Source organism: Halorussus sp. MSC15.2, from assembly GCF_010747475.1.
Lineage (GTDB): Archaea > Halobacteriota > Halobacteria > Halobacteriales > Haladaptataceae > Halorussus.
In genome coordinates this window covers 482,463-495,027 of sequence record NZ_VSLZ01000003.1, presented here as the reverse complement: position 1 = coordinate 495,027, position 12,565 = coordinate 482,463, and the positions used below count along the sequence as shown (strand labels likewise).

Genomic DNA, 12,565 nt, shown 5'->3' with positions numbered 1-12,565 from the left:
TCAGGCTCCGTAGTGAGCGTAGTTCTCGGAGATGGTCAGCTGTACGTACATCAGAATCGCCACGATTGCGAACAGGACGACCGACTCGGCGGACGCCTTGCCGAGACTGTTGAACGCGAACGCGTCTCGGTAGAGCTTGAAGATGAGCAGGTTGGTCGCGTTGTCGGGACCGCCGCTCGTCATGAGGTCCACGAGCGGGAACGTCTGGAAGAACGCGTATATCGTGTTCATCACGGTGAGGAACACGAGCGTCGGCGAGACGAGCGGGACGTACACTCTGTACAGCATCTCGAGGCGACCGACCCCGTCGAGTTGGGCCGACTCGGTCAGCGTCTCCGGGATGTTGTTCAGCGCGGCGACGAGGAAGATGATGTTGTACCCGAGCTGTTTCCAGATGGCGACGAGCGCGACCACGAGGAACGCGAGTGGCCCGCTCGTGAACCAGTCGAGTTTCAGTCCCGTGAGCGCTTCGAGGTAGTGGCTGACGATGCCGAGCGTGGGGTGCATCAGGAACATCAGCACCGTCGCCGCGACGGCGGTGGGGAGCGCGTACGGCCAGATGGCTGCGACGAGATAGCTCGAACTGCCGACGTCGACCTCGAACAGGAGGTACGCGACGAACAGCGAGACCGAGAGCGTGCCGAGGACCACCACGCCCGCGAACAGGAACGAAATCAGGAAACTCGTTCGATACTCCTGCGAGGTCGCGAGCGCGACGAAGTTCTCTAGCCCCACGAACGTCTGTTTGGTCCCCAGCAACAGCGTTTGGAAGAAGCTCAACCGGAACGTCTGGACCGCCGGGTAGTACAGGAACAGCACCAGCACCGCGACCGTCGGGAGCAACAGCAGTGCGGCCTGAAGCGTCGAATCGTACGGCTTCGTGAACTCTGTCATGCGGAAGTAGATTGGGTGACCGTGCGGTCAGTTCGTCTTCTGGTTGTAGGCCTTCAGCGCGTCCTCGACCTTCGAGTCGATGTTCTGGAGACCCTGTTGGACGGTCACGTCGTCGGACTGAATCATGTTCACGTAGCCCTCCTCGACCAACGTCCGGACCTTCGTGAACGACCCCACGAGGGCACCGCGGGTTGCGGACGAATCGTTCGTCTGGCGGAGCTGGTCGATAGCGGTTCGGAAGTTGGGGTTCTCCTCGTAGAACCCCTCGCTCTCCAGTTGACTGATGGACTCCTTTCGCACCGGGAAGTACCCGGTGTTCTTGTGCCATCGCGTCTGTTGTTCCGGTTCGTTCAGCCAGAGGAGGAACTCGGCCGCCGCCTCCTGCTTGGCCTGTGAGAGTCCGGACGGGACCCAGAGGGAGGCACCGCCGATGACGACGCCGTTCCGCTGACCCTCGGGAACGGGAAGCTTCATCGTCCCGAGTTCGAAGCCGTTCTTCTTCGCGCCCTTCTTCATCGGCGCGATGCTCGACGTCGAGTAGCCGAGCATGGCCGTCTTCTGCGTGAGGAACGCCTGCTGGGCCTCGCTCCACGCCTCGATTCCGGGGTTGAGATACTGCCCCTGTTCGTAGAGGTTCGTCCACCAGTCGAAGGTCCGCTTCGCGGCGTCGCTCTCGAAGAACGACTTCGTGGCGCGCCCCGACCGGCCGTTCTCCTCGTTCACGAGCAGTTGGTCCTGCTCGGCGAACCACTGCTCGACGAACCACGAGTGGTTCGGCCACGTGACTCCCTTGTCCACCGCGCCGGCACCGGTCAGGGTTTCGGCGGCGTCCAACACGCCTCGGTACGTGGTGGGCGGGTTCTCCGGGTCCAACCCGGCCTGCTCGAAGGCGTCTTTGTTGTAGTAGAAGATGGCGTTGCTGGAGTTCAGCGGCATCGAGTGGAGTTTCCCGTCGATTCGGTAGTAGTTCAGTACCGAGTCGAGGTAGTTGTCGTAGTTGATGCGACCGCTGGGGATGATGTCCTCGACCGGCGTGAACACGTCGCTGTCTAATGCGAGTTGCGTGCCGATTTCGAATATCTGAGCGATGGCCGGCGGATTGCCCGCCTGCACCGCCGAGGTCGTTGCGTTGAGCGTCTCGCGGTAGTTGCCCTTCTTGGTGGCCTCGACCGAGATTCCGTCGGACTGGCTCTCGAAGTCTGAGACGAGCGTGTCGATGAACTTCCCGAGGTCGCCGCCCATCGCGTGCCAGAACTTGATGGTCGTCGCGGCCGACCCGTCGCCACTGCTCCCGACGGTCGTGCCACCGCTACTCGTGTCGGTTCCGTCACCGTCGCCCCCGCCGGTACATCCGGCCAAGAGCGCGGCACCGGTGGCCCCCGCAGTCGAGATGAACGTGCGCCGATTACTCCCTGCGTACCGCCCGCCGTCCTGAGTGGATTCCATACGCGAGGTAGGTCCTATGTCCGAACATTGAATCTATCTATGAGTGATATATATCAGTACGACGTAATACGTGTGGCTCTCAGAACCAACCGTTCGTCTCTCCCTTCTCTGCTGTCGGCCCGCCGTCGGCGGTCACGGTACTCCGAATCGGTTCGTCGGACGCGAAAAGCGGAGGCGTCCGGAAGACGTCGTTTCGAGCGAGTCACGACGACGTTCGGGTGTAGCGCGATTCGCGTCGTGCAAGTAGCGAAGACGGAACGCTGTTCGACGACGCCCGCTACTCCGCGCGTTCGCCGTTCAGGCTGTCGAATATCTCGGGGTCGGTGCCGAACTTGAGGACGTTGTGGATGACCGAGTTACGGATGTTGGCGATGACGTCGCCGTGCTCCTTGTAGCACTCGTGAATCCACTGAGACTCGTCCTCCCGCGTGGGGAACATCATCACGGTCTTCCACTGGTACTCGCCGTCCGAGAGGAAGTAGAACAGGGTGTGGGGGTCGTCGCGGATGTACTCCATCGCGTCGCGCCACCCCGACTCGAAGTTCTCGGGGTTGAACTTGAACTCGAACAGGCCGAAGATGTAGTACTCCTCGTTGGGGATGATGGCCTCCCGGAAGACGCCCTCGTTGCGCATCTCCCGGATGGACTCGCTGACCGTGACGTGGGACACCTCGATGTCGTACTCCTCGGCGAGAATCGTGGTGAGTTCTCGCGAGGACAGTTGCGGGTCCCGCGTCAACTCCCGCAGGATGGCGATGTCCCTGTCCTTGAAACTCCAGTTCGGTGATTCCGTTCCGTCGGTCATATGGTCTTGGCTTCCCGCGAGCGGTTTATGACGCTTCCCCTTCGCTCAGGAACGACCGGAGTCGCTCGCGGTACGCGTCCGGGCGGTCCTCGACGACCCAGTGGTAGGCCCGGTCCAGTACCGACAGTTCCGCGTCCTGTATGTCGTCCGCGAGGCGCTCGGCGTACGAGACCGGTTGGAGCACGTCGTCGCCGCCCCACAGCAGCAGCGTCTCGGCGGTGATGGCCCCGTAGTCGAGTTCCGTGGTGTGGTTGGTGTTGGTCGCCACCGCGTTCCGCGAGAGCGATAGCTTCCCCTCCTCGGACTGCCACGGCGCTTTCATGCCCGTCACGAACTCCTCGTGGCCCTCGTCGTCGTAGAGACCGTCGGCGAACGCGAAGTCGAGTTTGGCGTCGAGTTCCTCGTCGGTCGTCTCCTCGGCGACTGACGGGAGTCCGAGTTCGTTGACGAACTCGACCGGCCACGAGTCGTAGCAGACCGCGTTCGACAGCACTAACTGCTCCACGGCGTCCGGGTTGTGACTCGCGTACCGGAGCGCGACCCCGCCGCCGATGTCGTGGGCCACCAGCGAGACGGTCTCGACGCGGAGTCGGTCGAGCAGGTCGTCGAGCATCGCCTCTTGGGCGCGGATGGACCGGTCGAACCCGTCGTGCATCGCGGAGTTGCCGTAACCGAGCAGGTCGGGCGCGATTACCCGCCGGTCCTCTGCGACGGCGGGGACCACGTCGCGCCAGAGGAACGACCACGTCGGGATGCCGTGGACGAAGACGACCGACGGTCGGTCGTCCTCGCGGCGTTCGCCGCTCGGACTCTCCGAGGCGCCGCCGGATTCGCTATCGTAGTACGCCACCTCCAGTTCGTGACCGTCCACCGAGACGGTCGTCGCCTCCTGCCGGTCGCTCCACTCCTCGTGTCCCGGCATGGTCACTGGAGGTTGTCCGAGATGATGTTCTTCTGAATCTCGCTGGTCCCCTCGTATATCTTCGTGATTCGGGCGTCGCGGTAGTAGCGTTCGACGGGGTGGTCGGTGACGAAGCCAGCGCCGCCGTGGACCTGAATCGCCTCGTCGGCCACGTCCACCGCGTGTTCGCTGGCGAACAGTTTCGCCATGCTGGCGAACTGCGTCGCCAGTTGGTCGTCGCCGTCGTCCACGTAGGACGCCGCCCGGTAGGTGAGCGACCGGGCCGCCTCGACGTTGGTCGCCATCTCCGCGAGCTTGTGTTCGATAGCTTGGAAGTCGCCGATTTTCTGGCCGAACTGTTCGCGCTCCTCGGCGTAGTCGAGCGCGGCGTCGAGCGCGGCCTGCGCCGCCCCGACCGCCTGCGCCGCCACGCTGGTGCGGCCCGACGCGAAGAAGTCCATCAGTTGGTAGAACCCCTTGTCCACCTCGCCGATGACGTTCTCCTCGGGGACCCGCACGTCGTCGAGGATGACCTCCGCGAGGTCGGAGGCCCGGATGCCGAGTTTGTTATCTATCTTCTCGGTCTGGAACCCCTCCGTGTCGGTCGGGACGAGGAACGCGGTGATGCCGCGGTGGCCCTCGTCGGGCGTGGTCTTGGTCATCACCACGGCCACGTCGGCGACGGTACCGTTGGTTATCCACATCTTGTTGCCGTTGATGACGTACTCGTCGCCGTCTTTCTCGGCGCGAGTCTCGATACCCGCGACGTTCGAACCGTGCGCGGGTTCGGAGATACAGCTACAGCACGCCGACTCGCCGGACGCGATGCGGGTGAGCCACTCCTCTTTCATCCACTCGTCGCCGTACTTCCGAATCATGTTCGACCCGAACCCGCGGCTTCCGATAGCGCTCCCGATGCCGGGGTCGGCCCGCCAGAGTTCCTCGGTGACGACGATGGCCGACAGCGTGTCCATCCCCGCGCCGCCGTACTCGACCGGGATGGACGGGGCCACGAAGTCGAGTTCCGCCGCCTTCCGGACGAGGTCCCCGGGGTACTTCTTCTCCTCGTCGTGTTCCCGCGCGACCGGTTCTATCTCCTCCTCGCCGAACGTCCGGACCGCCTCTCGTATCGCCCGCTGTTCGTCTGACAGTCGAAATGCCATACCCGTACATCACCTTCCAATAAAAAGTATTTTTGGTAGAGTTAGAATACTGTTAACCAAAACGCCGAGCGGTGGTTACATCGCTGCCATAGATTTATGTGGTACCGAGTCGCAAGATACCGACTATGCGCGCCGCAGTGTTACGCGAGTACGGCGAACCCCTCGAAATCGAGGACGTGGACCGACCCGAACCGGACCCGGACGGCGTCGTGATAGAGACCGACGCCTGCGGCATCTGCCGGAGCGACTGGCACGCGTGGCAGGGCGACTGGGACTGGATAGGGGCGAAACCGCCGAGAGGACAGATTCTGGGCCACGAACCCGCCGGTCGGGTCGTGGAAGTCGGCGAGGACGTGACGCGCCTCAGCGAGGGCGACAGCGTCGCCGTCCCGTTCAACCTCAGCGACGGCACCTGCCCCGAGTGTCGCGCCGGTCATTCGAACGTCTGCGAGAACCTGCTGCCCCTCGGATTCGCCAAGGCCGCGCAGGGGGCGTTCGCCGAGGAGGTCCACGTCCCGGCCGCCGACCAGAACGCGGTCACCCTACCCGAGGGCGTCTCCCCCCGTGGCGATGGCCGGACTCGGCTGTCGGTTCGTGACCGCGTTCCACGGACTCGTCCACCGGGCCGACGTGGACGCGGGCGACTGGGTGGCGGTCCACGGCTGTGGCGGCGTGGGACTCTCCGGAGTCCACATCGCCGACGCCATCGGCGCGAACGTCGTCGCGGTGGACCTCACCGACGAGAAACTGGCCAAGGCCGAGGAGTTGGGCGCGGACGCGACCGTCAACGCCGCCGAGACCGACGACGTCGCGCGGGCCGTGAAGGGACTCACCGACGGCGGAGCGCACGTCTCGGTGGACGCGCTCGGCATCGCCGAGACGTGTCGCAACTCGGTGGGCAGTCTGCGTCGGCGCGGCCAGCACGTTCAAATCGGTCTCACCTCGCGCGAGGAGCAGGGGAGCGTCGAACTCCCGACCGACGCGATGGTGATGCAGGAAGTCGAGTTCATCGGGTCGTTCGGGATGCAACCGCCGCGCTACGGCGAGATATTCCGGATGGTCGAGGCCGGGACGCTCGACCCGAGCGCCGTCGTCTCCGAGACGGTGACGCTGGATGACGTGCCCGACCGCCTCGCCGCGATGACCGACTACGAGACGATGGGCATCCCGGTCGTGGACGAGTTCTGAGCGCCGGAGGCGGCGATGGTGAGGACAGACGTACCGACTCCGTCGCCCGCACCGGGAGACGCGTCGCTCAGATATCGATTCTGCAGCACGTCCCCTCGACGAGATTTTCCTCGTCGATGTGCGCGGACAGGCAAGCGTAGTTACAGAACTGCCCGGCCGGTTCGCGCTCGTCGCCTCGCTGTTCCGCCACGAACAGCGCGTCGTGTTCGTACACGTCGCTCCCGCAGTAGGTGCAGTCGTCGGTCACGTCCGAACGGAGGTGCCGAACGCAGTAAGTCGTTTTCCCGCCCACAAGACGGTGGACGGTGAACTCGTCCCTCGACTCCGAGACGAATCAGAGGCCGGGTCACTCCGCGTCGGCGTTCCGCGTCGCGTCGAACCGCCGCTTCACCTGCTCGGCGAACGCCGCCCGGTTCACGACGCGTGGCGCATCCGGCCGGTGGCCGCCACGCCGCCCTCGTCCTCGACCGTCGCGCTGGAGGTTATCTGGCCGCTCTCGGCGTCTACTTCCTCGACCGTTATCGAGACCGAGACCGCCTCGCCCGCGGGCGTGGGAGCGCGGTGGTCGCACTCGATGCGCACGCCGACGATGCGGTGGCCCTCGGGAAGTTGCGGAACCACCCCGTCGTAGACGGTCTGCTCCATGAAGCCGATTAGCTCCGGGGTGGCCGCGACCTCGATACCGTCGGCGACCGTCTGGGGTTCCATCTGCCCGGCCTCCCACGTCGATTCGTACGCGAACCCCTCGGCGACCGCCGAGAGCGGGTCGTCGCTCCGCGACTCGTCGGTCACGTCAGCGCCCCTCGAACTCGGGTTCGCGGTCTTCGAGGAAGGCGCGGACGCCCTCCTCGTGGTCGTCGGTGCCGAAGACGATGCCCTGCGCGGTGGCCTCGTCGCTCATCGCCCGGTCGATGGACTTGTCGAGTCCCTCGCCGAGGAGGCGCTTGGCGTGGCGCAGCGCCACCGTCGGCCCGGTGGCGACTCGCTCGACGAACGCGTCGGCGCGCTCCTCGAACTCCTCGGACGGATAGACGTGGTTCACCAGTCCGAGGTCGAGCGCTCGCTCGGCGTCGAGGAGTTCGCCCGTGAACACGAGTTCCTTGGCGACGTTCTCGCCGACGAGTCGCGGGAGCAGGTAGGAGGTCCCGGCGTCGATGCTGAGACCGACCTGCCGGAACCCGAACCCGACCGTCGCGTCGTCGCTGGCGAGTTGCACGTCACAGGCGATGGCGAGGTTCGCGCCCGCCCCGAACGCCGCGCCGTCTATCTTGGCTATCGTGGGCAGCGGGAACGTCGCGAGTCGGGCGACGGTCTCGCTGGTGGTCCGTTCGAGTCGCCGGACCTGCTCGTCGATGGATTCGTCGGACTCGAACCGCTCGCGCATCGCGTCGATGTCCCCGCCCGCCGAGAACGCCCCGCCCGCGCCCTCGACGACGACGCATCGGGCGTCAGCGTCGGCGATGTCCGCGAGCGCGTCGCGGATACCCGCCGAAATCTCTTCGGAGAGAGCGTTGCGCCTGTCGGGCCGATTCAGCGTTATCGTGGCGACGCCGTCCTCCAGCGTCAGTTTCGTCGGTGAGTCAGACATGTGTGACTCTCCGACTCACTCCGCGGCCTCCGTCTCCCTGTCCCGGAGTTCGAACTTCTGGACCTTGCCCGTGGTCGTCCGCGGGAGTTCCTCGACGAACTCGACCTCGCGGGGATGCTTGTACTCCGCGAGGTTGTCCAGACAGAACTGCTTGAGTTCCTCGGGCGTCACGTCGGCGTCGGGAACCGGGACGATAAACGCCTTGACCGTCTCACCCCGGCGCTCGTCCGGAACTCCGACCACGGCGGCGTCGGCCACCCCCTCGTGCTCGAAGAGCAGTTCCTCGATTTCGCGCGGGTAGACGTTGTACCCCGCCGTGTTTATCATGTGCTTCTCGCGGTCCACCACGTAGAAGAAGTCGTCCTCGTCCCAGTAGCCGATGTCGCCGGTGTGGAACCAGCGCGTCCCGTCCACCTCGGTGAACGCCTCCTCGTTGGCATCCGGCAGTCCGGAGTACCCCTTCATCACGTTCGGTCCGGAGACGACGAGTTCGCCGGTTATCTCGTCCAAGTCGACTTCCTCTTCGTCCACCGGGCCTTCCTCGACTCGGGGTCGCTCCTCGAAGTCCTCGTCCACGATTTTGGCGTCCACGCCGGGGAGCGACTTCCCGATGCTCCCGACCCGGCGGCCCTGCTCGGGGGAGTTGAAGTGGGTCACGGGACTCGTCTCGGTGAGTCCGTATCCCTCGTACACCGTCACGTCGTACAGTTCCTCGAACCGCCGCAGCACTTCGATGGGGATGCCCGACCCGCCGACGCCCGCGAGGCGGAGCGACGAGAGGTCGAACTCCTCGGCGTCCGGTTGGTTGATGATGTCGTTGTACATCGCCGGCACGCCGTGCATCAGCGTGAGTCGCTCGTCCTCGATGAGCGAGACGGCCTCTTGGGCGTCCCACTCGGGGAGCGGGTAGTACGCGCCGCCGTTGAACAGCGTCGCGTTCATCACGACCGTCATGCCGTAGATGTGGAACAGCGGCAGGACGCCGAGTTGCTTGTCGTCCGGCCGGATACCGTCGGGGACGAGACCCGCCGCGGTGTCGGCGTTCGACGCGAGGTTGTTGTGGGTCAACTGCACGCCTTTGGGTTGGCCCGTCGTTCCGCTGGTGTACGGTTGGACTGCCACGTCGTCGTCGGCGCGGTCAACGACCGCGGATTCGTCGGCGCGGTCCGCGACTTCGAACTCGTGGTCCTCGCCGAGGAACGCCTCGAAGTCCGTCCCGGCGTCGGCCTCCTCGCCCACCGTAACGACGTGTTCCACGTCGGTGTCGTCGCGGACCTCCTCGACGAACGGGACGAGGTCCGAGAGGGTCACGACCACCTGCGCCTCGCTGTCGGACAGCAGGTGGCGAATCTCCCGGGACTTGTACTGTGGATTCATCGGCACGACGACGCCGCCCGCCCGCAGGGTCCCGTGGAACGCGGTCACGAACTGGGGCAGGTTCGGGAGGTAGACGGCGACTCGGTCGCCCTCGCCGACGCCCCGGTCGTCCAGTCCGGCCGCGAACTGCCCGGTCCGCGCCCAGAACTCCTCGTAGGTCGTCTCCCGGCCCCGGAAGGAGACCGCTACTTCCTCGGGATGCTCCTGAGCCACCGCCTGCACGTTAGTGACAAGATTTGCCATACAGGATAGGTATCGCATCACATCCCCTAAAGATTTGCCCCGCGCAGAACCAATTTTGCGTCAGTTCCCCGGTCACCCTAACAGTTGTAGTGTTTAGGCGATTGAAAACTTACGGTGGAAACGAACGTCACCCGCCGAGGTAGGCGTCGCGGATGTACTCGTCTCCGCGGAGCGTCTCGGGTGCCCCCTCGCGCTCGAACCGGCCGTTTTCGAGGAGGTACACCCGGTCGGCGTGGTCCATGGCGAACGTCACGTTCTGCTCGCACAGCACCACGGTGACCCCGGCGTCCCGAATCTGCTCGATGCCGTCGCTGATGTCGTCCAGAATCACCGGCGCGAGACCCAGCGTCGGTTCGTCCAGCAACAGGAGGTCCGGGTCGCTCATCAGCGCGCGGCCGATGGCGAGCATCTGCTGTTCGCCGCCGCTCATGGTCCGGGCGTTCTGGTCGGCCCGGTCTTCGAGGGTCGGGAACAGGTCGTAGACGAACTCGCGGCGCTCGTCCACGTCGTCGCGGTGGCGGTACGCCCCGAGGTCGAGGTTGTCGGCCACGGACATGTAGCCGAACAGGTCGCGGGTCTCGGTGCAGTGAATCAACCCCTCCGAGACGAGGTCGCTCGCGCTCCTGTCGGCGACCTCTCGGCCGCGATAGCTGACCCGTCCCTCGTAGGCGACGTGGCCCGACACCGCGTCGGCGAGCGTCGACTTCCCCGCGCCGTTCGGGCCGATGATGGCGACGATTTCGCCGTCCTCGACGTGGAAGTCGAGTCCCCGGAGCGCGGCCACCTCGCCGTACGAGACCTGTAGGCCCTCGGCGCGCAGAATCGCGTCGCCGCGGTCGGGAGTCGCCTCGTCGCGCTCTGTGGTCGCGTCTGGGGACGAACTGGGCGCGTCCCCGGAGGCCGCCGCACCGTCACGGGACGACACCGCGTTGCCGTCCTGCGTCGAGGCGTCGTCGCTCCCGGAACCGGAGTCGGTACTCATAGCGTATCACCTCCCAGATACGCCTCCTGCACCGCGGGGTCGCGCTTTATCTCCTCGGGGTCGCCCTCGGCGATTTTGGACCCGAACTGGATGACGATGGCCCGGTCGATGAGCGAGAGCAGGCCCCGCATGTTGTGGTCCACGACGACTAACGTGATGCCGTCGTCCCGGAGCGACTCCAGCAGGTCGGAAATCTCGCCGACCTCCTGATTCGAGAGTCCGGCGAACGGTTCGTCCACCAGCAGCAGGTCCGGGTCGGTGGCGAGCGCCCGGGCGAGTTCCAGTCGCAACAGCCCGGCGTGCGGTAACTCGTCGGGCAGTTGGTCGAGTCGGTCGCCCAACCCGACGCGCTCGCAGATTTCGGTCGCGCGCCGCCGCGTCTCGCCCCGAAGCCCCGAGAGCGACGCGATTCGGTCGGGGACGAGCGCGAGCGCCACGTTCCGGACGATGGACCGGTCGTCGAGGGGTCGGAACGACTGGAACGTCCGGGCCATCCCGCGCTTGACCATCTCGTGTGCGGGTTCGCCGGTGACGTCCTCGCCGCGGTACCAGACCGTGCCCTCGGTCGGCGGGTACGTCCCCGTCACGCAGTTGAACGTGGTGGACTTGCCCGCGCCGTTCGGCCCGATGAAGCCAAGAATCTCGCCCTCCTCGACCGCGAACGAGAGGTCGTCAACCGCGGTCAGTCCGCCGAATCGTTTCGTGAGACCGTCCAGAACGAGGACGCCGTCGTCCGGGCCGTACGAGTCGGCCGCCGATTCGTCCGCCGCGAGGGTCGCCGCGCTGTCGTCGTCCGTCGGTGTTTCAGTGCTCATTGTCGTCCTCCGTCGAAGCGTCGTCGCCGAGTGCCTCCCGAAACGAGGCCAGCGTCCGCTCGACCGGGGTCGTCCCGGCGTCCGATTCGACGCCGCCGTCCGGGACGGCGCGTCCACCGTCCGGACCGCCGCCCCGCAACGCTCGCCGCCCGTTCCTGATGGTCCAGCGGACGAAGCCGCCGGGCAGGAAGAACAGGAGCGCGAGCGTGACCAGCGAGAACAGCAGCAGGTCGAGTTCCGACACCGGCACGTCGGTCAGCGGCACCGTCCACGTGATGCTGCCGAGGTAGTCCCGGAACATGTAGTAGAACAGGCCGCCGACCGCCGGACCGACGATGGTCCCCATCCCGCCCAGCACGCTGGCGATTATCACTTCGATGCTGACGGTGAGCAACAGCAGTTGACTCGGTTGGGGGTTGCCGACCGGCGTGTGGACGAACATCGCCCCGGCGAGACCGCCGACCGCGGCGCTCAGCACGAACGCGAACACCTTGAACTTCGCCGGGTTGAGACCCGCCGCGGCGACCGCGTCCTCGTCCTCGCGGATGGCGGTGAACACCGACCCGGCGTCCGAGCGCGTCACCGCCAGCAGCAGCACGAGGACGAACAGGAACAGACCGAACGCCAGATAGTAGTTCGCGGTGATGGCGGTCTCGAAGCTCTCGAACGTGACCAGATTCTCGGGACTCGACAGTCCGAGTTCGCCGCCGAACGTGTCGCTGAACACGATGAATATCTGGAGCAGGATGAGCGGCGCGACCAGCGTGACCAGCGAGAGGTACGGTCCCTCCAACCGAAGCGCGGGCACGCCGACGACGACGCCCGCGACCGCCGCCATCGCCATTCCGACTACGACCGCTAGGGCGGGTTCGACGCCCCAGTTCAGGTTGAGCAGCGCCGACGTGTAGCCGCCGACCGCGAAGAACAGTCCGTGACCGAAGCTAATCTGGCCGGTGTAGCCCGAGACGGCGTCCCAACTCATGGCGAACACCGCGAAGTACAGCGCGCCCGTGAGCTTCAGCGCCATCAGGGGACCGACCCCAAACGGGAGCAGGCCCAGCACCAGTAGTCCGAGGACGCCCAACTGGTGGCGCAACGCCAGCGAGGTCGGGTCGAGCAGGTCGCGGTAGGACTCACCGTCGGTGGTGACTTTCTCCGACATG

General features: G+C 65.7%; 12 protein-coding genes and 1 pseudogene. 1 reads left to right on the top strand and 12 read right to left on the bottom strand.

Annotated elements, in window-relative coordinates; all coding sequences use genetic code 11:
* The 5 genes from FXF75_RS13765 to FXF75_RS13745 form a co-directional block, all read right to left on the bottom strand.
* Positions 1-894, bottom strand: a complete 894-nt coding sequence (locus FXF75_RS13765; protein ID WP_163522434.1) for a carbohydrate ABC transporter permease — start codon at positions 892-894, stop codon at positions 1-3.
* 27 nt (positions 895-921) lie between these two features.
* A complete protein-coding gene (locus FXF75_RS13760; RefSeq protein WP_163522433.1) occupies positions 922-2,340 on the bottom strand; it encodes an ABC transporter substrate-binding protein in 1,419 nt (472 codons plus the stop codon).
* Positions 2,341-2,617: 277 nt separating this feature from the next.
* Positions 2,618-3,145: an Lrp/AsnC family transcriptional regulator gene (locus FXF75_RS13755; RefSeq protein WP_163522432.1), complete on the bottom strand. Its 528-nt coding sequence runs from the start codon at positions 3,143-3,145 to the stop codon at positions 2,618-2,620.
* A gap of 25 nt (positions 3,146-3,170) precedes the next feature.
* Positions 3,171-4,067, bottom strand: a complete 897-nt coding sequence (locus FXF75_RS13750) for an alpha/beta fold hydrolase (protein WP_163522656.1) — start codon at positions 4,065-4,067, stop codon at positions 3,171-3,173.
* A 2-nt stretch (positions 4,068-4,069) separates the two neighbouring features.
* Positions 4,070-5,209, bottom strand: a complete 1,140-nt coding sequence (locus FXF75_RS13745; RefSeq protein WP_163522431.1) for an acyl-CoA dehydrogenase family protein — start codon at positions 5,207-5,209, stop codon at positions 4,070-4,072.
* Positions 5,210-5,334: 125 nt separating this feature from the next.
* On the opposite strand from FXF75_RS13745, the pseudogene FXF75_RS13740 reads away from it, so the two are divergent.
* Positions 5,335-6,397: pseudogene (locus FXF75_RS13740) on the top strand (zinc-dependent alcohol dehydrogenase family protein).
* 67 nt (positions 6,398-6,464) lie between these two features.
* Here FXF75_RS13740 and FXF75_RS13735 read toward each other — a convergent pair.
* From FXF75_RS13735 to FXF75_RS13705, 7 genes are all read right to left on the bottom strand, one after another.
* Complete coding sequence (locus FXF75_RS13735; protein WP_163522430.1) at positions 6,465-6,644, bottom strand: hypothetical protein; 180 nt, start codon at positions 6,642-6,644, stop codon at positions 6,465-6,467.
* A 167-nt stretch (positions 6,645-6,811) separates the two neighbouring features.
* Positions 6,812-7,189 carry a thioesterase family protein gene (locus FXF75_RS13730; RefSeq protein WP_163521994.1) on the bottom strand — a complete coding sequence of 126 codons (378 nt, stop codon included), beginning with the start codon at positions 7,187-7,189 and terminating at the stop codon, positions 6,812-6,814.
* 1 nt (position 7,190) lies between these two features.
* Complete coding sequence (locus FXF75_RS13725) at positions 7,191-7,985, bottom strand: enoyl-CoA hydratase/isomerase family protein (RefSeq protein ID WP_163522429.1); 795 nt, start codon at positions 7,983-7,985, stop codon at positions 7,191-7,193.
* A gap of 15 nt (positions 7,986-8,000) precedes the next feature.
* Positions 8,001-9,605: a long-chain fatty acid--CoA ligase gene (locus FXF75_RS13720; protein WP_163522428.1), complete on the bottom strand. Its 1,605-nt coding sequence runs from the start codon at positions 9,603-9,605 to the stop codon at positions 8,001-8,003.
* A 127-nt stretch (positions 9,606-9,732) separates the two neighbouring features.
* Positions 9,733-10,587 carry an ABC transporter ATP-binding protein gene (locus FXF75_RS13715; protein WP_163522427.1) on the bottom strand — a complete coding sequence of 285 codons (855 nt, stop codon included), beginning with the start codon at positions 10,585-10,587 and terminating at the stop codon, positions 9,733-9,735.
* Positions 10,584-11,402 carry an ABC transporter ATP-binding protein gene (locus tag FXF75_RS13710; RefSeq protein ID WP_163522426.1) on the bottom strand — a complete coding sequence of 273 codons (819 nt, stop codon included), beginning with the start codon at positions 11,400-11,402 and terminating at the stop codon, positions 10,584-10,586. The genes FXF75_RS13715 and FXF75_RS13710 overlap by 4 nt, the downstream gene beginning before the upstream one ends.
* Positions 11,392-12,564 carry a branched-chain amino acid ABC transporter permease gene (locus FXF75_RS13705; RefSeq protein ID WP_163522425.1) on the bottom strand — a complete coding sequence of 391 codons (1,173 nt, stop codon included), beginning with the start codon at positions 12,562-12,564 and terminating at the stop codon, positions 11,392-11,394. Before FXF75_RS13705 ends, FXF75_RS13710 begins: the two co-directional genes overlap by 11 nt.
* Position 12,565: the final 1 nt, after the last annotated feature.